The sequence below is a fragment of the Candidatus Kryptonium thompsonii genome (assembly GCF_001535985.1).
In the GTDB taxonomy this organism is placed as follows: domain Bacteria; phylum Bacteroidota; class Ignavibacteria; order Kryptoniales; family Kryptoniaceae; genus Kryptonium; species Kryptonium thompsonii.
In genome coordinates, this window is record NZ_CZVS01000044.1 from 15,010 (window position 1) to 35,223 (window position 20,214).

At 38.5% G+C, this 20,214-nt stretch carries 19 protein-coding genes and 1 tRNA gene; 17 read left to right on the plus strand and 3 right to left on the minus strand.

Annotation, left to right across the window (positions count from 1 at the left end; all coding sequences use genetic code 11):
* Nucleotides 1–20 precede the first annotated feature (20 nt).
* From AWW78_RS06935 to AWW78_RS06965, 7 genes are all read left to right on the plus strand, one after another.
* Nucleotides 21–890, plus strand: coding sequence for a YicC/YloC family endoribonuclease (locus AWW78_RS06935; protein WP_176696235.1), 870 nt, complete (start codon nucleotides 21–23; stop codon nucleotides 888–890).
* A gap of 19 nt (nucleotides 891–909) precedes the next feature.
* Nucleotides 910–1,503, plus strand: coding sequence for a guanylate kinase (gene gmk, locus AWW78_RS06940; RefSeq protein WP_047133360.1), 594 nt, complete (start codon nucleotides 910–912; stop codon nucleotides 1,501–1,503).
* Between the two features lie 24 nt (nucleotides 1,504–1,527).
* Entirely contained in the window at nucleotides 1,528–1,875 is a 348-nt protein-coding gene (locus AWW78_RS06945) for a DNA-directed RNA polymerase subunit omega (RefSeq protein WP_047133361.1), read from the plus strand.
* Between the two features lie 3 nt (nucleotides 1,876–1,878).
* Nucleotides 1,879–2,928: a glycoside hydrolase family 130 protein gene (locus tag AWW78_RS06950; RefSeq protein ID WP_047133362.1), complete on the plus strand. Its 1,050-nt coding sequence runs from the start codon at nucleotides 1,879–1,881 to the stop codon at nucleotides 2,926–2,928.
* Nucleotides 2,929–2,951: 23 nt separating this feature from the next.
* Entirely contained in the window at nucleotides 2,952–3,935 is a 984-nt protein-coding gene (gene pta, locus AWW78_RS06955; RefSeq protein ID WP_047133363.1) for a phosphate acetyltransferase, read from the plus strand.
* Nucleotides 3,936–4,004: 69 nt separating this feature from the next.
* A tRNA-Leu gene (locus AWW78_RS06960) sits at nucleotides 4,005–4,091 on the plus strand.
* A 56-nt stretch (nucleotides 4,092–4,147) separates the two neighbouring features.
* Nucleotides 4,148–4,813 carry a site-2 protease family protein gene (locus tag AWW78_RS06965; protein WP_047133364.1) on the plus strand — a complete coding sequence of 222 codons (666 nt, stop codon included), beginning with the start codon at nucleotides 4,148–4,150 and terminating at the stop codon, nucleotides 4,811–4,813.
* A gap of 63 nt (nucleotides 4,814–4,876) precedes the next feature.
* On the opposite strand, the gene AWW78_RS06970 is transcribed toward AWW78_RS06965, so the two are convergent.
* The 3 genes from AWW78_RS06970 to AWW78_RS06980 are packed head-to-tail and all read right to left on the minus strand — an operon-like array spanning nucleotide 4,877 to nucleotide 7,323.
* On the minus strand, nucleotides 4,877–6,232 hold the full coding sequence (locus AWW78_RS06970; protein ID WP_047133365.1) for a NupC/NupG family nucleoside CNT transporter: 1,356 nt from the start codon (nucleotides 6,230–6,232) through the stop codon (nucleotides 4,877–4,879).
* A gap of 22 nt (nucleotides 6,233–6,254) precedes the next feature.
* Nucleotides 6,255–6,839 carry a thymidine kinase gene (locus tag AWW78_RS06975; protein ID WP_047133366.1) on the minus strand — a complete coding sequence of 195 codons (585 nt, stop codon included), beginning with the start codon at nucleotides 6,837–6,839 and terminating at the stop codon, nucleotides 6,255–6,257.
* Complete coding sequence (locus AWW78_RS06980; protein ID WP_255307821.1) at nucleotides 6,820–7,323, minus strand: cytidine deaminase; 504 nt, start codon at nucleotides 7,321–7,323, stop codon at nucleotides 6,820–6,822. The genes AWW78_RS06975 and AWW78_RS06980 overlap by 20 nt, the downstream gene beginning before the upstream one ends.
* Before the next feature lie 80 nt (nucleotides 7,324–7,403).
* On the opposite strand from AWW78_RS06980, the gene ald reads away from it, so the two are divergent.
* The 10 genes from ald (at nucleotide 7,404) to AWW78_RS07030 (ending at nucleotide 20,213) form a co-directional block, all read left to right on the plus strand.
* Nucleotides 7,404–8,531 carry an alanine dehydrogenase gene (ald, locus tag AWW78_RS06985; protein WP_047133368.1) on the plus strand — a complete coding sequence of 376 codons (1,128 nt, stop codon included), beginning with the start codon at nucleotides 7,404–7,406 and terminating at the stop codon, nucleotides 8,529–8,531.
* On the plus strand, nucleotides 8,528–9,823 hold the full coding sequence (locus AWW78_RS06990; protein WP_047133369.1) for an acetyl-CoA hydrolase/transferase family protein: 1,296 nt from the start codon (nucleotides 8,528–8,530) through the stop codon (nucleotides 9,821–9,823). The genes ald and AWW78_RS06990 overlap by 4 nt, the downstream gene beginning before the upstream one ends.
* A gap of 27 nt (nucleotides 9,824–9,850) precedes the next feature.
* Nucleotides 9,851–11,167, plus strand: coding sequence for a serine hydroxymethyltransferase (gene glyA, locus AWW78_RS06995; protein ID WP_047133370.1), 1,317 nt, complete (start codon nucleotides 9,851–9,853; stop codon nucleotides 11,165–11,167).
* A gap of 12 nt (nucleotides 11,168–11,179) precedes the next feature.
* On the plus strand, nucleotides 11,180–12,652 hold the full coding sequence (locus AWW78_RS07000) for a polysaccharide deacetylase family protein (protein ID WP_047133371.1): 1,473 nt from the start codon (nucleotides 11,180–11,182) through the stop codon (nucleotides 12,650–12,652).
* Between the two features lie 8 nt (nucleotides 12,653–12,660).
* Nucleotides 12,661–13,521, plus strand: coding sequence for a DMT family transporter (locus AWW78_RS07005; protein ID WP_176696236.1), 861 nt, complete (start codon nucleotides 12,661–12,663; stop codon nucleotides 13,519–13,521).
* A 16-nt stretch (nucleotides 13,522–13,537) separates the two neighbouring features.
* Nucleotides 13,538–14,437 carry a DUF58 domain-containing protein gene (locus AWW78_RS07010; RefSeq protein WP_047133373.1) on the plus strand — a complete coding sequence of 300 codons (900 nt, stop codon included), beginning with the start codon at nucleotides 13,538–13,540 and terminating at the stop codon, nucleotides 14,435–14,437.
* A 234-nt stretch (nucleotides 14,438–14,671) separates the two neighbouring features.
* A complete protein-coding gene (locus AWW78_RS07015; protein WP_047133374.1) occupies nucleotides 14,672–15,139 on the plus strand; it encodes a hypothetical protein in 468 nt (155 codons plus the stop codon).
* Nucleotides 15,103–18,201, plus strand: coding sequence for a hypothetical protein (locus AWW78_RS07020; protein WP_047133375.1), 3,099 nt, complete (start codon nucleotides 15,103–15,105; stop codon nucleotides 18,199–18,201). The genes AWW78_RS07015 and AWW78_RS07020 overlap by 37 nt, the downstream gene beginning before the upstream one ends.
* 21 nt (nucleotides 18,202–18,222) lie before the next feature.
* Complete coding sequence (locus AWW78_RS07025; RefSeq protein ID WP_075426177.1) at nucleotides 18,223–19,248, plus strand: PorV/PorQ family protein; 1,026 nt, start codon at nucleotides 18,223–18,225, stop codon at nucleotides 19,246–19,248.
* A gap of 20 nt (nucleotides 19,249–19,268) precedes the next feature.
* Nucleotides 19,269–20,213 carry an N-acetylglucosamine kinase gene (locus AWW78_RS07030; RefSeq protein ID WP_047133376.1) on the plus strand — a complete coding sequence of 315 codons (945 nt, stop codon included), beginning with the start codon at nucleotides 19,269–19,271 and terminating at the stop codon, nucleotides 20,211–20,213.
* The last annotated feature ends 1 nt before the right edge of the window (nucleotide 20,214 follow it).

Genomic DNA, 20,214 nt, shown 5'->3' on the forward strand with positions numbered 1-20,214 from the left:
CATCGCAGATGCTTTCAAGCATGACAGGTTTTGGCAAGGCTGAGATTAAACAGGATGGAGTTTCTGTTTCTGTTGAAGTGAAAAGTTTAAATTCTCGTTTTCTTGAGGTTATTCCAAAAATTCCGAGGATTCTTCAATCAAGGGAGTTTGAAATCCGAGAGTTAATTCGCAGGAAAATCGCAAGAGGTAAGATTACGATTTTAATTGATCTTGAAATTGATCCAGCGTATTTAAGAACATTTGAAGTTAATTTTGACATTGTAAATCACTTTGTGAAATTGCTTCGTGAGATCAAAAAGAAAGCTAAAGTGAAGGGCGAGATAAAGCTCGAACATCTTCTTATGTTTCGTGAAATTTTTGAGTCAGGTTTGACTAATGATATCTCAGACGAACATTGGGAAATTGTTAAAAGTGCGATTGATGAAGCGCTTGATAAACTTGTTGAGGCGAGAAAAAAGGAAGGACTTGAACTTTCAAAGGATATTGAGAACAGAATTAATTTGATTTCGGATCACCTTGAGAAAATTTTAACTCTTTCCGAGCAAAGTTTAAAAAACAAACAAAGCACTCTAAAGCAAAAGATTGAAAAAATTTTCGAAGATGTTGAATTTGACAAGAATCGTCTTGAGATGGAACTTGTCTTGCTTGCTGATAAACTTGATGTGACGGAGGAATGTGTCAGGTTAAAAAGTCATTTGAAGTTTTTCCTTGAGACATTAAAAAGTGATGAAGTTGCTGTTGGGCGAAGATTAAATTTTTTACTTCAGGAGATGCTCCGTGAGGCAACGACAATAGGTGCAAAGACGGAAGACGCTGAGATAACTTATCTTGTCATCGCTGTTAAGGAAGAAATTGAAAAAATCAGGGAGCAATTACAAAATATTGAATAAATCTTAAAGCTTGTGAAAGATGAACAGAGGTAAGTTAATAGTTGTTTCGGCGCCAAGTGGCTCTGGGAAAACAACGATTGCTAAAAAGATATTGGAAAAATTTCCTTTTATGAAATTTTCGGTTTCTGCCACTACAAGACCAAAACGAAATGGTGAGGTTGACGGAAAAGATTATTTCTTTTTGAGTCGGGAGGAATTTGAGAAAAAGATACAAAATGGTGAGCTTTTGGAGTGGGAGGAAATTTATGGAAATTACTATGGGACATTGAAAAGCGTCGTTGAGAGTGCGTTAAAAAATGGCGATATCTTGGTTTTTGATGTCGATGTAAATGGTGCAATCTCAATAAAAGAAAAATTCCCTGAAGATTCCGTTTTGATTTTCATTAAGCCCCCAAATATGGAAACGCTCAAAGAAAGATTAAAGCGGAGGAAGACTGAATCGGAAGAGCAAATTAAAAGAAGGCTTGAACGAGTTCCGATGGAACTTGAAAAAGCTAAATATTTTGATTATATTTTTATCAATGATAACCTTGAAAGCACGGTAAAATCCGTTGTAAGAGCGATTTTTGATGAAATTGAGAAGTGGAAAGCTATTCAAAAACATGAATATTAAAAACAAAATGAAATAAACTTTGAGATGGGGATCAAACCACTTGACTTAAAGAAGATTCAGGAACTTGCTGGGAACACATATGAAGCAATTGTCATAATGGCGAAGAGAGCAAGACAGATAAATGACGAGAGGAAAATAATGTTCAATAAACGACTTGAAGAGATGAAAGCGCTCAAATCGCAACAGCAGAGTACACCGCCGGCAGAGGAGGAGAGCATTAAGTTGATTGATGAGGAACAAGTTTTGAGAGTACCTGTAGAACAACTTAAAATTGCGGAAGAGTTTGACCAGTTGCCAAAGCCGGTAGATGTTGCAATAGAAGAATACCTTAATGGAAAGCTTGTGTGGAATTATGAGAAAAGACGTTATTAAAGGATGTTTAAGATTGAAAGGTTAAACTCCAGAAGACCAATACTTGAAGTAGTTGAAAATAATCCGTGGGAAAACAAGGTTGTTTTTAATCCCGCCTGTGTTCTTGTTGAAGATAGGGATGAAATAGGGGAAATAATTGAATCAATTAAACCCGATAAAGAGACTTTAACTGAAATTCAAAAACATGATGCTATATGTTTCTTGATTTATAGAGCTCAAGGGAGAATGACGCAAAATTACGATTACAGACGTTCTTCCCTTGGGCTTGCTATTTTATCACCCGATTTAAACCTTATCAAAAGATTTCCTTACCCAATTTTAAAGCCAGAGGAAAAGTTTGAAGACTTAGGGGTTGAAGATCCAAGAATTACAAAGGTTGGTGATAGATACTACATGTTTTATACAGGGTATCAAAGTGGGAAAGAGAAAAACAAAATTAACATTTGTATAGCTGAGACTAAAGATTTTGTGCACTGGACAAAACATGGAATTTTAAAGGGCAGGCTTAACGAGGTTGATAATAAAAACGCTGTCCTTTTCCCCGAAAAAATAAATGGGAAATTTGTTTTGCTACATCGACCGATGGAAGGAGAGGGGGCAATGTTTATTCATTATGCGACGAGCGATAATATACTTGGGGAGTGGAATGATGAGGGTGTTTTGTTTGAGTCAATTTCAAGGTCTGGATTTATAAAAACATGGAATGGTGCTGGCGCTCCACCGTTGAAAGTCGGGGAGGGGAAATATGTGATGATTTACCATATTGGAAATTTAAAAATGGACGGAACAAGGGAATATGATCTTGGCATTGCAGTTATAGATGAAGATAGAAATCGTTATATAAAGTTTGTTAAAAAATTTGAGCCATTCATGTGTCCTGAAACTGAGTTTGAGACGAGAGGGGATCCAGAGCTTGGTGTAAATAATGTTTTGTTTATTTGTGGTTCGTATTTTTACAGTGATTATCTTTATTTTCCATATGCTGGAGCTGATAGTGTAATTCTTGGTGGAAGAATTTCAAAAGACGAAATTTTACGCTGGGCTTTAACATAAAAAAATTTAATGGAACAAAGCACATGGCAATTGGAATAACTTTTCTGGAAAAAATCAAAGAAAAAGCGAAACAACTTAAAAAGCACATTGTCCTGCCTGATGCACTTGATGAAAGAACCTTGAAAGCTGCAAGGATTATTACCGATGAGAAAATCGCAAATGTAACTTTAATCGGTGATGAAGAGAAAATTTATTCTCTTGCGGAAAAGATCAATGTTGACTTATCAGGTATAAGAATTGTAAACCCACTGCGTTCGGAAAAATTAAGCGATTTCGCTCATATATTTTACAATTTAAGAAAGCATAAAGGGATTAGCTTTGAAGAAGCGAAAGAAACGATGAAAAACCCGTTGTTCTTTGGTGCGATGATGGTAAGGGAGGGATTGGCGGATGGAAGCGTCGCTGGTTCGATTTCAACAACTGCTGATGTTTTGAGGGCTGGAATTCAAGTTGTTGGGTTGATGGATGGGATTTCAATTGCTTCAAGTTTCTTTTTGATTGTTTTCCCAAACAAGGTTTATTCATTTGCTGATTGTGCAGTTGTTCCAGATCCGACAGCGGAGCAATTGGCTGATATTGCTATTTCAACAGCAATAAATCATAAAAAGCTCACTGAAGAGGAGCCCTATGTTGCAATGCTTTCATTTTCAACGAAGGGAAGTGCAAAACATGAGATGGTAGATAAAGTTGTTCAAGCAACGCAAATAGCAAAGAGCAAAAAGCCCGATTTGATAATTGACGGTGAGCTTCAACTTGATGCTGCAATCGTTCCTGAAGTCGCAAGAAGGAAAGCACCAGATAGTCCTATTCAAGGCAATGCAAATGTGTTAATTTTCCCAAATCTTGATGCTGGGAATATTGGATATAAGATGGCTCAAAGGATGGCTGGAGCGGAGGCGCTTGGTCCAATCGTTCAGGGGTTGAAGAAACCATGTTTTGATCTTTCGAGAGGTTGTAGCGTTGAAGACATTGTTAATGTTGTCGCTATAAATTGTGTTATGGGTTAGCACATCGAAATGTAAAGTTTTTCAGTTATTTGCAAAAATTTTTCTCGGTTTTTATATTTTAAATGCAAAGCCGAAGTGGCGGAACTGGAAGACGCGCGGGACTCAAAATCCCGTGGGGCTTTAAACCCCGTGTGGGTTCGACTCCCACCTTCGGCACTTTCTTATTTTTTATTTTTTAAAATCCCTTGATTGGCAAATTAAAACGATTAAAAATGGAAACCCTTTATTTAATCCCAATTCTTCTCTTCAGCGTTGTCGTCCATGAAGTAATGCATGGTTATGTCGCGCTGAAATGTGGTGATCCAACCGCAAAGTATGCAGGGCGGTTGACATTAAATCCAATTCCACATATTGACCCTGTGGGTTCAATTCTCGTGCCTTTGTTTTCGATTCTTGTTGCGGGGCGTGTTTTTATCGCATGGGCTAAACCTGTTCCTGTTAACCCGTTGAATTTTAAAAATTATAAGAGGGATTCTATTCTCGTTTCAGGTGTTGGTCCTTTTTCAAATCTTTTTCTATCCCTTTGTTGTACTTTTGCCGTGATCATTCTTTTAAAGTTTGAGGGATTTTTTAACTCTTTTAATTCGGAGACAGTTAAACTTGCTTATGAATTTATTTTAAAGATGTTTTACGGAGGAATTTATCTTAACATAATTCTTGGTGTCTTTAACTTAATCCCTGTTCCCCCGCTTGATGGTTCGCATATTCTTGCGTCAGTTTTACCTGATAGAGTGAGTGAAAGCTACAGGCAGATCGGTTTCTTTGGAATTTTCATCGTAATATTTCTAATGCGTGTGCCTGTTTTTTCGCATATCTTCTTCTCAATAGTTCGGGCTATAGCAAAGCCGATGGAGTTTCTAATTCAAATTCTGGCTTGATAATTTACAGAAGTTTTATTTAAGTGAAGGTAAGGGCGGTTTTAAACCGCCCTTTTTGTTAAGTTAGCCCACAAGAACTCCTGCGATAGTTGCTGTCATTAAGTTAGCAAGTGTTCCACCCAAAACAGCTCTTAATCCGAGTCGTGCCAAATCAGCTCTTCTATTTGGAGCCATTGGACTTATTCCACCAATTTGAATTGCAATTGATGAGAAATTAGCGAAACCACAAAGTGCAAACGTTGTCATCGTGATGGTTTTTTCTAAAACAATTTTATTTTGGGCTATTAGTTCAGAAAATTTCAAATATGCGACAAATTCATTTAGAACTATCTTTGTCCCCAGTAAACTTCCAAAATTAAGCGCATCACTCCAAGGGATTCCAATTGCCACACCAAGGTATTGAAGTATAAGGCCGAAGATGAGCTCCAGTTTAAGGGGAGAGCCAAATTTTTTTATAAGGAAATCGTTAAGTCCACCAATTGTTCCAATTTTTTCAAGACCCCAGTTTGTCATAGCTATAAGAGCGATGAAAGCAATTAACATTGCGCCGACATTTAAGGCGAGATGTAAGCCATTTGATGCTCCTTCAGCAGCTGCTTCTATAACATTTTGTGCTGTCTTTTCAACTTTCACTTTTACAGTTCCTTTTGTCACTGGTTCCCCAGTTTCGGGGATCATAATTTTCGCCATCACGAGTGCAGCTGGTGCAGCCATGACGCTTGCTCCAAGAAGTTGCTCGGCAAATTTCACTTGCGCAGTCATTATGTCAAGGTTATGTGCTTGAGCAAAGGAATAACCGAGCATTTGAACATAAGCAGCCATAACTCCGCCTGCTATTGTAGCCATTCCGCCAACCATCACTGCGAGAAGTTCCGAGATCGTCATCATCGCTATGAATGGTCTAACCATCAATGGTGCTTCAGTTTGACCGACAAATATATTTGCGGTGCATGATAAACTTTCAGCTCCGCTTGTCCCCATAAGTCGAAGCATGATCCAAGCCATCGCTTGAACAACTCTTTGCATAATTCCAAGGAAGTAGAGCACGGACATCAAAGATGAAAAGAATATGATAGTTGGTAGAACTTGAAAGGCAAAGAAAAAACCAAGTGAATTGTTTTGTCCTGGACTGATTGCTAAATCTCCAAAGACAAATTTTGCTCCTTCAATTGTAAAGCCAAGTATGATAACGAAAGCTTTGCTTATCCACTCAAACAAAATTTTGGGCCAGCCAAGTGGTGCCCATAAATTAGCAAGTTCACGACCCTTCAAAATAAAAACAGCAAAAATGATTTGAATTAAAAGTCCTGAAATAACAAGTCGCCAGTTAACCCTTTTTTTATTGTTTGAGACAAGGAAAGCTATTCCTACTATGACCACCATCCCCAATAGACCATTGAGAAAGGAAAGTAGCTTCATTAGATGTTTTCTCCGTTAGTTTTTATTCCTCAGGGGGTTCAAAACATTTTCTACACCTTGCTTCATAAATATCGGATGCCCCAACGACTATTCTTTCACCAGCTTTTATTTTCCTTTGAGTTTTGCTTGCTGGATTGCCGCATACAACACAAATAGCGTGCGTCTTTGTTATGTATTCCGCTATAGCGAGAAGTTGTGGCATCGGCTCAAAAGGTTTTCCTCTGTAATCTTGATCAAGCCCAGCGACGATTACCCTTTTACCTTCGTTGGCAAGTTGTTCACATACATCAACTAAATCCATGTCAAAGAATTGAGCTTCATCGATCCCAACAACTTGTGCATCTTTTGCAAGTTCAAGGATTTGTTTTGCGTTATCAACCACCATTGATGGAATTGATATATCACTGTGCGAAACGATTCTGTCGATGCTATACCTTGTATCAATTCTTGGTTTGAACACAGCTACTTTTAGCTTAGCAATTTGAGCTCTGCGTATTCTTCTTATTAATTCCTCTGTTTTACCGCTGAACATACTTCCAGCTATAACTTCTATCCAGCCTGTTCCCTTTGAACCTTGTGGGACTTTTTCAAACTCTGTGATGTCCATGAATTATTCCCCCTTTTGTTTTAAGGTCTTTTGAGCTGAAGGGTAATGGAAGTAATTCTTTCAATTTTAGGATTTTTTTCCTTCCTTTTGAATTCGTTAAGATAACCTCAAGTTCTTCGCCAGCTAAATCCATCAACACCTGCCTACATGCGCCACAAGGTGATGTATAATTTTTTGCGTCCGAGACAATTGCGATTGATTTGAATTTTCTTTTTCCAGTTGAATAAGCTTTAAAAATTGCCACTCTTTCGGCACAGATGGTCAATGAATATGAGCTATTCTCAATATTGCAACCCGTAAAAACTTCCCCATCGTCGGTTAAGATAGCTGCTCCGACTTTAAATTTTGAATACGGAGCGTAAGCAAATTCTTTTGCTTTGAGGGCAAGTTTAACCAATTCATCATGTTTCATCAAAATTCTCTGTTTAATTTTGGATACAGGTAAAAATATATTCAAAGTTGCCGATAAAATCAATTTGGTCATGCTTGGGGTTGTCTTCAGAATGCAAAAACTTTTTAGTATATTTGCAAGGAGAAAAGTAAAAAGAAAAGTTTAGTAGAACAATGAACATAGGGATACCTAAAGAAAGCAGGGACGCTCAAAAAATCCTTGAAAGAAGAGTCGCTCTTACACCAGCGGGAGTAAAAGCACTTGTCGACCGAGGGCATGAGGTTTATGTGGAGACATCTGCGGGGGAATATAGTGGTTTTAGCGATATTGAATATGAAAAGATGGGAGGAAAGATTGTTTTTTCACGCGAGGAAGTTTATAAAAGATCGCAAATGATAGTCAAAGTTTCACGACCGATGGAGGAGGACTACGATTATTTATGCGAAGGTCATATTTTGTTTGGTTTTCTTCATCTTGCTGTTGCACCGAAAAGGTTTATTGAAATTTTGCTTGAAAGAAATATCACTGCAATAGGATATGAGATAATTGAACTTCCCGACGGGCGCCTTCCTATACTTCAGGCGATGAGTGAAATTGCAGGACAAATGGCAATTGTAGTTGCGGCAAGATACCTGCAAAACGAAGATGGAGGTCGGGGTATCATTTTGGGTGGAATTCCGGGTGTTCCCCCTGCAACCGTTGTAATACTTGGTGCTGGCGTCGTTGGGCAAAATGCGATAAGAGCAGCTCTCGGACTTGGAGCACATGTCATGGTCCTTGATAATAACATCGATAAACTGAGGGAAGTTGAGAAGTTGTTTGACAAGAGAGTTGAAACTGCGATCGCAAGTGTTTATAATATTGAAAAAGCAGTTCAGTTTGCGGATGTATTAATAGGTGCTGTTTTAATTCATGGTGCGTTAACCCCTAAACTTGTAACGGAGGAAATGGTTAAAAAGATGAAGCCAGGATCTGTAATAATTGATGTTTCAATAGACCAAGGTGGTTGCGTTGAAACCAGTAGACCTACGACGATTGCAAATCCTGTTTTTGTAAAACATGGTGTAATCCATTATTGTGTCCCGAATATGGCATCAAATGTTGCAAGAACGGCAACCCATGCGCTTACCAATGTGAGTTTACCTTATATACTTGAAATTGCTGAAAGGGGCTTCCCGCAGGTAGCCAAGGAAAATCCCTACTTTAGTAAAGGTGTTTACACACATGCTGGCTATTGCACTAATAAAAATATAGCGGAAATTTTCAACCTTAAATATAAAAAAATTGAAGAACTGTTATGAGCTGGACAAAGCACTTTAAAGAAAGAATTGTTACCGCTGAAGAAGCAGTAAAAGTTATAAAATCCGGAGACAAAGTCTGGGTTCATCCCGGATGTGCTACCCCGGAACCTTTGTTAAAAGCACTTGTTGCAAGAAAAGATGAACTTGAAAATGTTGAAATAGCACATATTTTAACGTTTGGCGAAGCTCCCTATGTAAACCCTGAAATGCAAGGACATTTTAAACACCGTGCATTCTTCACTGGTCCAAATGTCAGGGATGCTGTAAATGACGGTAGAGCTGAATTTGTCCCAATTTTCCTTTCTGAAATACCAAAATTATTTTATAGTGGAGAGTATAAGATTGATGTTGCGTTGATAACTGTTTCTCCGCCTGATGAATATGGTTTTTGCAGTTTCGGTGTTGGTGTTGAATGTACCAAAGCAGCCGCTGAAACAGCGAGGATTGTCATCGCTGAAGTGAATTCCAATATGCCGAGAGCACTTGGTGATAGTTTCATCCATGTCAGCAAAATTCATTATTTTGTCGAATCTGATCGACCACTTTTTGAACTTCCGAAGGAAGAGATAACAGATCTTCACAGAAAGATTGCTGGTTATATTGCTGAATTGATTGAGGATGGTTCAACTTTGCAGATGGGAATAGGCGGTATTCCAGATGCAGTTTTACTTTTCATGAGGGATAAAAAAGATCTTGGAATTCATACGGAAATGTTCAGCGATGGTTTGCTTCCACTTATAGAATCTGGCGTGGTGAACAATGAGAAAAAAACTTTACATAGAGGAAAAGTTATAGCGAGCTTTGTTCTTGGTACTAAGAAACTTTTTGATTTTATCGATAATAACCCGCTTTTCGAGTTTCATCCATCAGATTATGTTAACGATCCGTTTATTATAAGTCAGAACGAGAAAATGGTGGCTATAAATTCTGCCTTGCAAATTGATTTAACTGGTCAGGTTTGTTCTGATTCAATAGGGTATAAGATTTACAGCGGAATAGGTGGACAAGTTGATTTCATCCGCGGCGCTGCGCGTTCGAAAGGTGGAAAACCGATAATTGCTCTGCCATCAACTGCGAAGAATGGCACCATTTCAAGAATTGTGCCGACTTTGTCGGAAGGTGCGGGTGTTGTCACTTCAAGAGGGGATGTTCATTATGTCGTCACTGAATATGGCGTCGCTTATCTGCATGGTAAAAGCATAAGGGAAAGAGCGAAGGCATTGATTGAAATCGCTCACCCTGATTTTAGAGATTGGTTAAAATTTGAAGCGAAAAAGAGGTGTTATCTCTGATTTAAAACAAAAGCTCGGACAATTAAAATGTTTTCCCTTAAGGAACAAGATCCGGAAATTTATAACGCAATCGCTGGCGAAGTTGAAAGACAAAATTATACGCTTGAGCTTATAGCCAGTGAAAATTTCGTCTCAAGGGCCGTACTTGAAGCAATGGGCTCGGTTATGACAAATAAATATGCTGAAGGTTATCCCGGCAAAAGATACTATGGTGGATGTGAATTTGTGGATATTGCTGAGAACATTGCTCGTGAGAGGGCGAAAAAACTTTTCAATTGTGAATATGCAAATGTTCAGCCGCATTCGGGAAGTCAAGCAAATATGGCAGCGTATTTTACTTTTTTACAGCCCGGCGATACAATTATGGGTCTAAACTTGGCTCACGGTGGACATCTAACGCATGGTTCGCCTGTTAATTTCTCAGGCAAACTTTACCGGGCTGTCTTTTACGGAGTGTCAAAAGATACTGGTATGATAGATATGAACGAGGTTGAAGATATAGCGAAGCGCGAGAAACCAAAGATGATAGTTGTCGGAGCAAGCGCATACCCGAGGGATTATGATTATCAAGCCTTTAGAGAAATTGCGGATAAAGTTGGGGCTTATCTTATGGCGGACATCGCTCACCCTGCAGGATTGATAGCTTCAGGATTATTGAAAAATCCTTTGCCTTATTGTGATATAGTCACATCGACGACACATAAAACATTAAGGGGACCGCGAGGTGGATTAATTTTGATGCATAAAGATAGAGAAAACCCATTTGGAATTAAAACTCCAAAAGGTGATCGCCTTAGGATGATGTCGGAAATAATTGATGGTACTGTCATGCCCGGGATACAAGGTGGACCGTTAATGCATGTGATAGCGGCTAAAGCTGTTGCCTTTGGAGAGGCTTTAAAGCCGGAGTTTAAAGAATATTCAAAGCAGGTCATAAAAAATGCAAAAGCGCTTGCAAATAAATTAATTCAGTTGGGATATAACCTTGTTTCTGGAGGCACTGATAATCATCTTGTTTTAATTGACTTGAGAAATAAAGGCGTCACTGGAAAAGATGCAGAAAAAGCCCTTGAACTTGCGGGGATCACAGTAAATAAAAATATGGTGCCTTTCGATGATAAAAGTCCGCTTGTGACGAGCGGAATTCGACTTGGAACACCTGCATTGACAACGCGTGGAATGGGCGAACCAGAAATGGAATATATAGCTGAACTTATCGATAAGGTCATTTCAAATATCGGAAATGAAAATGTTTACAAGGAAGTAAGGGAACAGGTTAAAGAGTTGTGCGAGAGATTTCCGCTTTACGATTTCGTTTCTTTAAGCGCTATAAGTGTTAAGTGAGAGAGTAATTTTATGGGGATAAAAGTTTTTACTGATGTTGAAATTAATTCACACAGGGAGAGAATTAAGTATGTCCTTAGAAATTTTTCGCTCGCTTACAAAGTCGATTTAACCTTTGTAGATTCTCTGGATGAGGTTTCGGAGGATGACTTATTGATTTTTTATGGGAAAGATTTTAAACATAGTGGCAATGTGATTTTTATAAGAAAGAGTGAGCGAGCAATTGAACTTTTTGAGCGTGGGAAAGCGTATGATGAAATTTATGATCTTGCCACGATTCATTTTGTTAATTTATCAGCGCCGTTAGTTCCAGAGAAGTTTGATGGGTTTAGCCTTCCGATATTTTTTAAAACAGGTGAACCAGTTTTTGAATTTGAAGAGGGTTGTGTTATAAACTTCGATCTTTTATCGTGTGCGTTTTATTTTCTTTCATCTTGGGATGAAAGATTTAAAACCAAGAAAGATAACCTTGGGCGTTTTCCCGATGAGGAAAATTTGCTTGTCAAACTTGGCATGGCAAATTTCCCCGTGGTGAATTTTTACTTTTATATTTTGAAGTTTTTAATTGAAAGGAATGGTTTTGTCGTCAACGGGAGAAAATGGAGGGGTAAAGATTTCGCAGTTTGTCTGACTCATGATATCGATGTTTTAAAAAAGTGGTCTGCGTTTGGCGTTTATAATGAGGTTATGAATAAATTCATAATGGGTCGAGAAGACATTCAAGCAAGGCGTGAAAGGTTTGCAAAATTTCTCTATTTCTTTGCAAAGGGAATGGATCCGTATCGAGATGGGATGAGAAAAATTTTTGAGTTTGAAAAATCATTCGGGATTAAGTCAACATTTTTCCTTAAATCGGGTGGGAAATCGAAGTATGACGCAAGGTATGAGTGGAATGAGTTCATGAATGATTTTGTCAGTGAATTGATAAATTCAAATTTTGAGATAGGGCTTCATCCGAGTTTTGATTCCTTTGATAAAATTGAGTTGATGGAGGAGGAAAAAATAAAACTTGAAAATTTGACAGGGTTGAAAATTCGTGGGGTGAGGCAACATTATTTGAGGTATAATTTTGAAAAGACGCCGTTAATTCACAGCAAGCTCGGTTTCAAGTATGATTCAACACTTGGTTTCAATTTACGCTATGGCTTCAGAAGTGGTTATGTGTTTCCATATAAAATTTATGATGTGCGGAATAATGTTGAGCTTGAGATTTATGAGATTCCGCTTGTGTTTATGGATTCAGTTTATCAATATGGAAGAAGCAGTGCTGGGGTTGAGGATATTTTAAATGAGATTTTAAAACTTGCCGAAGTTGTTAAATGTTTCGGTGGAGTGATGACCGTTCTATTTCATAATTCGGTCTATGATGAGTTTGATTTCAAGGGTTGGAATTTTATTTATGAGGAGTTTGTTAAGTTTGCTTTAAATGAAGGTGCTTTTATTGGGAGTTGTAGCGAAGTTTTGGATTTATTTGAAAACGAATGAGGCTTGAGATGGTCTATTTTTGGCTCACTATACAGACATTGATAGCAAGTTTAACTCATATAATTGCAAAGGCAGTTGTAAAGGAGATTTCTCCGCTTGCGCTTACACTTTTAAGGTCTGGAATCGCGGGAGTTGGATTTTGGTTCATAATTCATTTCTCAAAATACAGGCGGATTAGGGTTGAATCTGCTGATAGGTTAAGGTTTTTCATGCTTGGTATTCTGGCTGTGCCATTAAATCAGTTTGCTTTTATTTTCGGCATAAAGTATACAACTCCTGCGAATGCTTCTTTGATTTATGCCATGACACCAATTTTTGCGCTTATTTTTTCGGCGATGTTTTTGAAAGAGAAGATAAATTTTTATAAAGTTTTGGGGGTTATGTTAAGCTTTGTTGGAATCGGAATCGTTTTCGCTGAGCATGGGATAAGTTTGAACTTTGAATATTTGAAGGGAAATATCGTAATAATGTTTGGGGCTATGTTTTGGGCGCTTTATTCAGTTTTAGGGAAGCCGATGATAATTAAGTATGGTGCACTTTATGTGACAGGGGTTGCGATGATAATTGGAAGTTTAGCTTATCTTCCGTTCGGTTTGTATGATTTTATCGTTCTTGATTTTAATTCCATTTCTTTTGCATCTTGGCTTGGGGTTATTTATCTTGGTGTTGGAACTTCAATTTTTGGTTATTTTCTTTGGTATTATGCTATTGGTAAAATTGAAGCGAGCAAAGTTGTGATCTTTACAAATGGACAGCCGATAATGACTGCAATACTTGGTATGATAATTTTTGGAAATCCGATAACATTGCCTTTTTTGATAGGTGGGACGCTTGTAGTTATTGGCGTTTTCCTTGTTCAACTTGGATAAATTAAATCATTTAATTATGCCAGAAACTTACAGAAAATATCTTGATCCTAAGGTTGTCTCAAAGTTGGGCAATCTTGAGTTGATAGCTCGGCTTGTGGTTGAGGGATTTATAGTTGGGCTTCATAAAAGTCCATATCATGGTTTTAGCGTTGAATTTTCGGAACACAGGCAGTATGCGCCAGGGGATGAAACCAGATATATTGATTGGAAGGTTTACGGAAGGACGGATAGATATTTTATTAAGCAATTTGAAGAGGAGACAAATTTGAGAGCATATATAATCCTTGATGCGAGTCGGTCGATGGCTTACTCTTCAAGTGGTAATATAGCGAAGTTTGAGTATGCTTGCTATCTCGCGAGCGCTTTGTCATACTTAATGATGATGCAAAGGGATGCAGTGGGGCTTGTAGTTTATGATGAGGGTATAAGAAAGTTTTTACCGCCTCGTTCTATTAGAAGTTATCTTGATGTGATACTTTCCGAGCTTGAAAGGACGGAGCCGGGTAATCGCACAAATACTGCTAAATCACTTCATCTCGTCGCAGAAAGAATAAAAAGAAGGGGGCTTGTAATTGTGTTAAGTGATTTGCTCGATGATCAGGATGAGGTGATAAGTGCTTTTAAACATTTTAAGCATAAAAAGAACGAGGTTATAGTTTTCCAGATACTTGATCCGATGGAGAGAAATTTTAATTTCGGTGCAGATGCGGTTTTCAGAGATATGGAAACATTTGAAAAAATAATGACGCAATCACTTTATATTCAGAAGGATTATCAACGGGTGTTTGATGAATTTATAAAAAGGTATCGATTGGAATGTCTCGTTAATGGAATTGACTATGAGATTATGGACACATCTACCCCTTTTGATGTGGCGCTTTTTAGGTACTTAAGCAAAAGGCGGGAGTTGATGTAAATTTTTGGGTTTCGTTAAATTTGAACAATTTTTATTGACAAAGTCGCTTAAATTTTCTTATATTTTCTCAAAGTCTAAAGTTCTTGCTTTTAGCATTGCTGCGAGCTATGTAGAAAAAGAAAGGCTTTATTGAATAAGTTGAAGTTTTAGAGTGAGTGCTTTTGATGAAGTTCGTTAGGAAAGAACGAGTTTAAAGAGATGGAAGTTGATTTTCTCAAAAATGTCAATTGATCTATGAGATTTACTTTAATCATTGCCCTTGTAGGTTTATTGCTTAATTTGTCCATTTCTCAGGAAAAACTTTCCGACAGGGAAAAGGCACTTAAAATTTTGAGGGAACATTTTAATAAAGAGCGGGAAGCCCAGAGAAAAATTGAACATGAGCTTGTAAAGGATTATTCGTTGATGCTTTTGCAATCTTATCTTAAAGGTGGCTCGGGCAAAAGAGAAGAAGTTGAAAATTCTAAGGCGAAGGATAATTTTGATCTTAGGAAAATAAAAGCGTATGCCGATAGAAAAAGTTTGATTATGAATGGCAATAAAATAACAACGATAATTTATAATTATGGTGCAATTGGGGCAGGGGGCAATTTTAATCGTCGGTTAAATGCCATATGGAACAATTTGCCCCATATTTTTGAATTTAGCCACTTGTCGCTGCTTCTGTGGTTGATACGAACAATAGAAGAATTCACATTGTAAGTGATGGATTAAGATATTATAGTACAATTTCGCCAGATGGAACAGAATTTTGGACGTTTAATCCTTTGTCGGGTTATGCGGATCCAAATCAGGATGAGATAGCGCATAATCCCGATAAAGACAGAGACGGCGATGGTAAACCTGATTCATGGCCATCAAGTTGGTATGATCCAGTTTTGGGTAGGTATGTTTGGCCTGGATATCTTTCAAGAGATGCAACGCAAGCTGATCTTGAGGCGTTTTATGTTATGGATGATAGGGACAATAAAGAACATGCTTACTTCCCGTTTCCTGAGGATTCATCAAAGAGAGGGCTTGGGGTACAAGTACAGGTGAGGGCTTTGCAATGGGCTAATCCGCTTGCGGAAGATTGTATTTTCTTTGTTTATACGATTACAAATGTATCCCCTAAAACTCTTGATTCGGTTATTTTTGGAATGTATGGTGATGCTGACATCGGGGGTGGTGCTCCGACTAGTAGTGAGCAAACTGACGATGACGCATTTTTTGTACCGCCCCATAATGTTCCGAATTATCCACCTGTTGATAATATCCCTGTCTATGCGAGAAGTATGGTTTACATCTATGATCATGATGGTAAAGGTGAATTTGGTTTAAAGCCGGGTTATTTTGGGTATAAATTTTTGGAGTCACCTGGCAATCCTTACGATGGGATAGATAACGATGGGGATGGTATGATTGATGAGAGTCAGCAGGATGGGATAGACAATGACGGGGATTGGAATCCACTTGTTGATGATGTTGGTGTTGATGGTGTTCCTGGGACGGGGGATGAAGGCGAGGGGGATGGTATTCCGACAAGGGGTAAGTTGCTTGCTGATGGTAGTTTAGATCCGTTGAGTCCGGGTGAACCAAATTTTGAGTTCACAGATCTTGATGAATCTGATATGATTGGGCTCACAAGCTTTAATGCTTATGTTTGGAATCCAACAGAGACAGGTAGGGGTACGGATGAAAAGATGTGGAGAAGACTTTTGCCAGGTAATTTTTCTGAGATAGAACAAACGGTTGACCTTGTTTGTATTTATGGCTCAGGATTTATAACCTTACGCCCAGGCGATACTCGTAGATTTTCGATCGCATTACTTTTGGGTGAGGATTTGAATGATTTATTATTGAATGCAGAAACAGTGCAGAGGATATACAATGCGAATTATAGGTTTTATCGCCCACCTGAGAGACCGAAAGTTCGAGCAGTAGCTGGGGATAGGCGAGTTGTATTGTATTGGGATACGAGAGCGGAGCGTAGTTTTGATCCTTTGTTTGGGCGGAATCCATTGGATGCAAATGATCCTGGGTATGATTTTGAGGGGTATGTTATATACAGGTCAACAGATCCAAGTTTTAAGGATGTTGAGTTGATAACAGATGGTAGGGGTGCGAAATACTTGAGGGTTCCGTTAAAAGATGCGTATGGGCGTGATGCACGATTTGATAAGGTAAATGGTTGGCGTGGGTATAGCGTTGTTCCATATCCTGGTCGTGGGATACATTATTATTTGGGAGATGATGTCGGACTAGTGCATAGTTATGTAGATAGTGTTGGTGTGATGAATGGTGTTAAGTATTATTATGCGGTTGTTTCGTATGATAGGGGAGATAGTTTGGGGATACCGCCGAGTGAATGTACGATGAAGGTAGTTGTTGATCCTATAAGTGGAGAAGAAGAGTTGGATGAGAATGTGGTGAGTGTAATTCCTGGGGATAGGGCGATTGGGTATGTAGGTCCTGAGGTAAGTAGGTTTGTTGATGGGGTTAGGTTTAAGCATACATCTGGTAGGGGTACAGGTAAGGTAGAGGTGGAGGTTTTGAATGATTTGGAGGTTAGGGATATGGGATATTGGATATGGTTTGAGGGTAGTGGGGATAGTTTGCGTTGGAATGTTGTGCCTGATGAGGAAAAGATAGACAGGATAAATTTTGCTGATACGATTTGGGTTAAGCTTTCAAGTTTGCCTTTAAGAGGTAGCATTGTAGTTTCGAATTACCGTGAAGGGGTTGATTATGCGATAGATTATAACAGAGGTTTGATAAAGGCATTAAGCGGTGGTGGATTGATTGGGAAGGTTGTTGATGTTAGGTATAGGTACTATGCAGTTAAGGGTAGTGGGGAGATTTCCGGTGGAGATGGTAGTGAGGTGTTTGATGGTATGAGGTTGAGAGTTTGGAATGATGCTTTGGGATTAGATTTGGAACGAAGTGGTTGGGGTGGGGGTAGCATAGGTAAGATCAAGTATAAAATAACTACGGCTACACTTGGTATCGGTCGTAGGATGTATCCTGCGGATTTTGTGATAAGGTTTGGGAAGTTAGATACCTTGAGTAATGGTAGTTTATCAAGTCCAGTAGATACAAGTGTGAATGGGGTTAGGTTGCCGTTTTATGTTGAGAATGTGACGGAGGGTTATCGTGTGAAGGTATATGTTCGAGAGGTGGTGAGGAATGGTAGGTGGGATTTGGGAGAGGATATTATGTTTTTGGAGCGTGGTAGTACGAATAGGACTACATGGCAGGTATATTTTGAGAGGGTGAAGGAGAGTGTTGGTGATAGTGTTGTTGAGTATGTATATCCGAGGATAGGGATAGATTTAAAGGAGGGTGATGAGTTTTGGGTTAAGACGAAGCGGAGTTTTAATACAGTTGAGGGTGGAGTTACTGATGTAGATAGTTTCAGGTTAGAGGTTAAAGGCTATAGGTATGATCCTGTTTTAGCGAGTAATTTGTTGGATAGGATAAAGGTAGTGCCAAATCCATATGTTGGGATAAATGAGCTTGAGCCTGTGAGTAAGTTGCCTGGTCAGGTTAGGGGGGAAAGGAGGATATATTTTGATGGTTTGCCTAGGGAGTGTGTTATAAGGATATACACGTTGAGTGGTGAGTTGGTGAAGGAGATATATCACAGTAGTGGTGTGGATAATGGTCGGGAGTATTGGAATTTGTTGAATAGGGATGGATTGGGTGTAAGTTATGGTGTTTACATAGCTCATATCGAAGCCCCAGGTATAGGTGAAAAATTGATCAAATTCGCTATAATTAAATAACAAAATTTTTGGAGTAGCGTTATGTTTAAAAAAGTTTTATTTGTTTGCTTCATCGGTTTTGTTTTAATTTCAACTTCTTTGGCTCAGATAGGGAGCAGTTTAACCAAGACTGGAACGACCTCGGCTCAATTTTTAAAAATTGGGATAGGAGCGCGTGCAATTGGAATGGGTGGCGCTTTCAATTCAATTGCTGATGATATAAGTTCAATTTATTGGAATCCCGCTGGTTTAAGTAGGATAAGCGGTAGGGGTGAGGTAATCTTTGATTGGGTTGATTGGATTATGGACATAAGATATGGCTTTGCTGCCTTTGCTTTAAATCTTGGGAATTTTGGAAGTATCGGCATGCAAATATCTTCACTTACGATGGGTGAGATGGAAGTGAGGACTGTTGAAATGCCAGATGGAACTGGTGAAAGATTTAAAGCTGGGGGATTGATGATGGGGGTTTCGTATGCAAGGCAGTTAACAGATAGGTTTGCGATAGGTTTCAATGCAAAATATGTGAGGGAATATATTTGGCATGAAGTGGCGCAGGGTTTTGCATTTGATTTTGGAACTTTATATATAACCCCATTCTTAAACGGGATGCGAATTGGTGCGAGTATGTCAAATTACGGAACCAAAATGCAACTTACGGGGCGTGATTTGATAATTATCTATACAGTTGGTGGTGGCACTGGAAATAATATCAACGCATTTATTCAAACAGATAAATTTGAGATGCCTTTGATATTTAGAGTTGGACTTTCAAACGATTTTATTAAAACTGAATCACAAAGGCTAACAACCGCAATTGATGCAGTTCACCCCAATGATAATACGGAATATTTAAATCTCGGAGTTGAATATTCGTTTAAAGAGATTTTTTTCCTGAGAGGCGGTTATAAATCGTTATTTGAAAAAGGAGGGGAGCAGAGGTATACATTTGGCGCTGGGTTAAAGTATTCAATTGCAAAGGGTTTAGCTCTTGCAGTTGATTATGCATATCTTGACTTTGGGCGTTTGAAAAATGTCCAGTATTTAACTTTGTCTGTTAAGTTTTAAAACATTTGAAAAAACGGAATGTGAAGAGATATCTGATAGGTATAGATGGAGGTGGAACGAAAACGCACGGTGTGATTTCGACCTTTGAAGGAGAAGTCATATCAGAAGCTTTTAAAGGCTCAGCAAATTTTCAAATGCTTGGAGTTGAGACGGTCGCTAAATCGCTTGTTGAGTTAATTTATGAACTTATCAATGGTGCTAATTGCCAAACTTCGGATGTTGAGCTTGTCGTCATAGGTATTACTGGAGCTGGGAGAGAGAAAGATAGAGAAAGGATTTACACGGGAATAGTTAATTATGCAGAAGTCGAAAAATTATCTCTACCTAAATTGATTATAGAAACCGATGCTAGAATTGCTCTTGAAGGTGCATTTATGGGGGAGTCTGGTATCATCTTAATTGCTGGTACAGGTTCAGTTATGTTTGCAAAAGATGTTGCTGGAGAAATTCATAGGGTTGGAGGTTGGGGGAGATTTATAGGCGATGAGGGAAGTGCTTTTGTAATAGGGCGTGAAGCTTTGAGAGCTGTTGCGAAATGTGTCGATGGAAGAGGAAAAGAAACAATCTTGAAGCAGTTAATTTTTGAAGAGTTTAATTTAACCGATTTAATGCAGGTTGTAAGTGAAATTTACTCGGGAAAATTTGATATCGCCAAGGTGGCGCCACTTGTTATGAAGGCTGCGGAACTTGGAGATGAGATAGCAATTAAAATTCTTGATGATGCATGTTTTGAACTTTTAGCTCATATTAGGGCTATGCTGAAAAAAGCAAGGTTTGGAGAAAAGGTTAATCTCGCTCTTCTCGGTGGTGTGTTGCAAAGCGATAATTATGTTTCAAGGAGATTGAAAGATATGATAGCACAAGAATTGCCCGAAATCAACTTAGTTAGGCCTGCTTCTTCCCCTGCTTATGGGGCTGTGATTTATGGAAAAAATTTAATTAAGAAACAAAATGGAATTGCTTAAA

Excerpts from the sequence above, each read along its gene's own strand:
- pta (WP_047133363.1), top strand. The coding sequence starts at position 2,952 with ATGGCAATTGGAATAACTTTTCTGGAAAAAATCAAAGAAAAAGCGAAA.
- AWW78_RS06950 (WP_047133362.1), top strand. The coding sequence starts at position 1,879 with ATGTTTAAGATTGAAAGGTTAAACTCCAGAAGACCAATACTTGAAGTA.
- AWW78_RS06970 (WP_047133365.1), bottom strand. The coding sequence starts at position 6,232 with ATGAAGCTACTTTCCTTTCTCAATGGTCTATTGGGGATGGTGGTCATA.
- ald (WP_047133368.1), top strand. The coding sequence starts at position 7,404 with ATGAACATAGGGATACCTAAAGAAAGCAGGGACGCTCAAAAAATCCTT.
- AWW78_RS07010 (WP_047133373.1), top strand. The coding sequence starts at position 13,538 with ATGCCAGAAACTTACAGAAAATATCTTGATCCTAAGGTTGTCTCAAAG.
- glyA (WP_047133370.1), top strand. The coding sequence starts at position 9,851 with ATGTTTTCCCTTAAGGAACAAGATCCGGAAATTTATAACGCAATCGCT.
- gmk (WP_047133360.1), top strand. The coding sequence starts at position 910 with ATGAACAGAGGTAAGTTAATAGTTGTTTCGGCGCCAAGTGGCTCTGGG.
- AWW78_RS07015 (WP_047133374.1), top strand. The coding sequence starts at position 14,672 with ATGAGATTTACTTTAATCATTGCCCTTGTAGGTTTATTGCTTAATTTG.
- AWW78_RS07005 (WP_176696236.1), top strand. The coding sequence starts at position 12,661 with ATGGTCTATTTTTGGCTCACTATACAGACATTGATAGCAAGTTTAACT.
- AWW78_RS07000 (WP_047133371.1), top strand. The coding sequence starts at position 11,180 with ATGGGGATAAAAGTTTTTACTGATGTTGAAATTAATTCACACAGGGAG.
- AWW78_RS06980 (WP_255307821.1), bottom strand. The coding sequence starts at position 7,323 with ATGACCAAATTGATTTTATCGGCAACTTTGAATATATTTTTACCTGTA.
- AWW78_RS06935 (WP_176696235.1), top strand. The coding sequence starts at position 21 with ATGACAGGTTTTGGCAAGGCTGAGATTAAACAGGATGGAGTTTCTGTT.
- AWW78_RS06945 (WP_047133361.1), top strand. The coding sequence starts at position 1,528 with ATGGGGATCAAACCACTTGACTTAAAGAAGATTCAGGAACTTGCTGGG.
- AWW78_RS06965 (WP_047133364.1), top strand. The coding sequence starts at position 4,148 with ATGGAAACCCTTTATTTAATCCCAATTCTTCTCTTCAGCGTTGTCGTC.
- AWW78_RS07025 (WP_075426177.1), top strand. The coding sequence starts at position 18,223 with ATGTTTAAAAAAGTTTTATTTGTTTGCTTCATCGGTTTTGTTTTAATT.
- AWW78_RS06990 (WP_047133369.1), top strand. The coding sequence starts at position 8,528 with ATGAGCTGGACAAAGCACTTTAAAGAAAGAATTGTTACCGCTGAAGAA.
- AWW78_RS06975 (WP_047133366.1), bottom strand. The coding sequence starts at position 6,839 with ATGGACATCACAGAGTTTGAAAAAGTCCCACAAGGTTCAAAGGGAACA.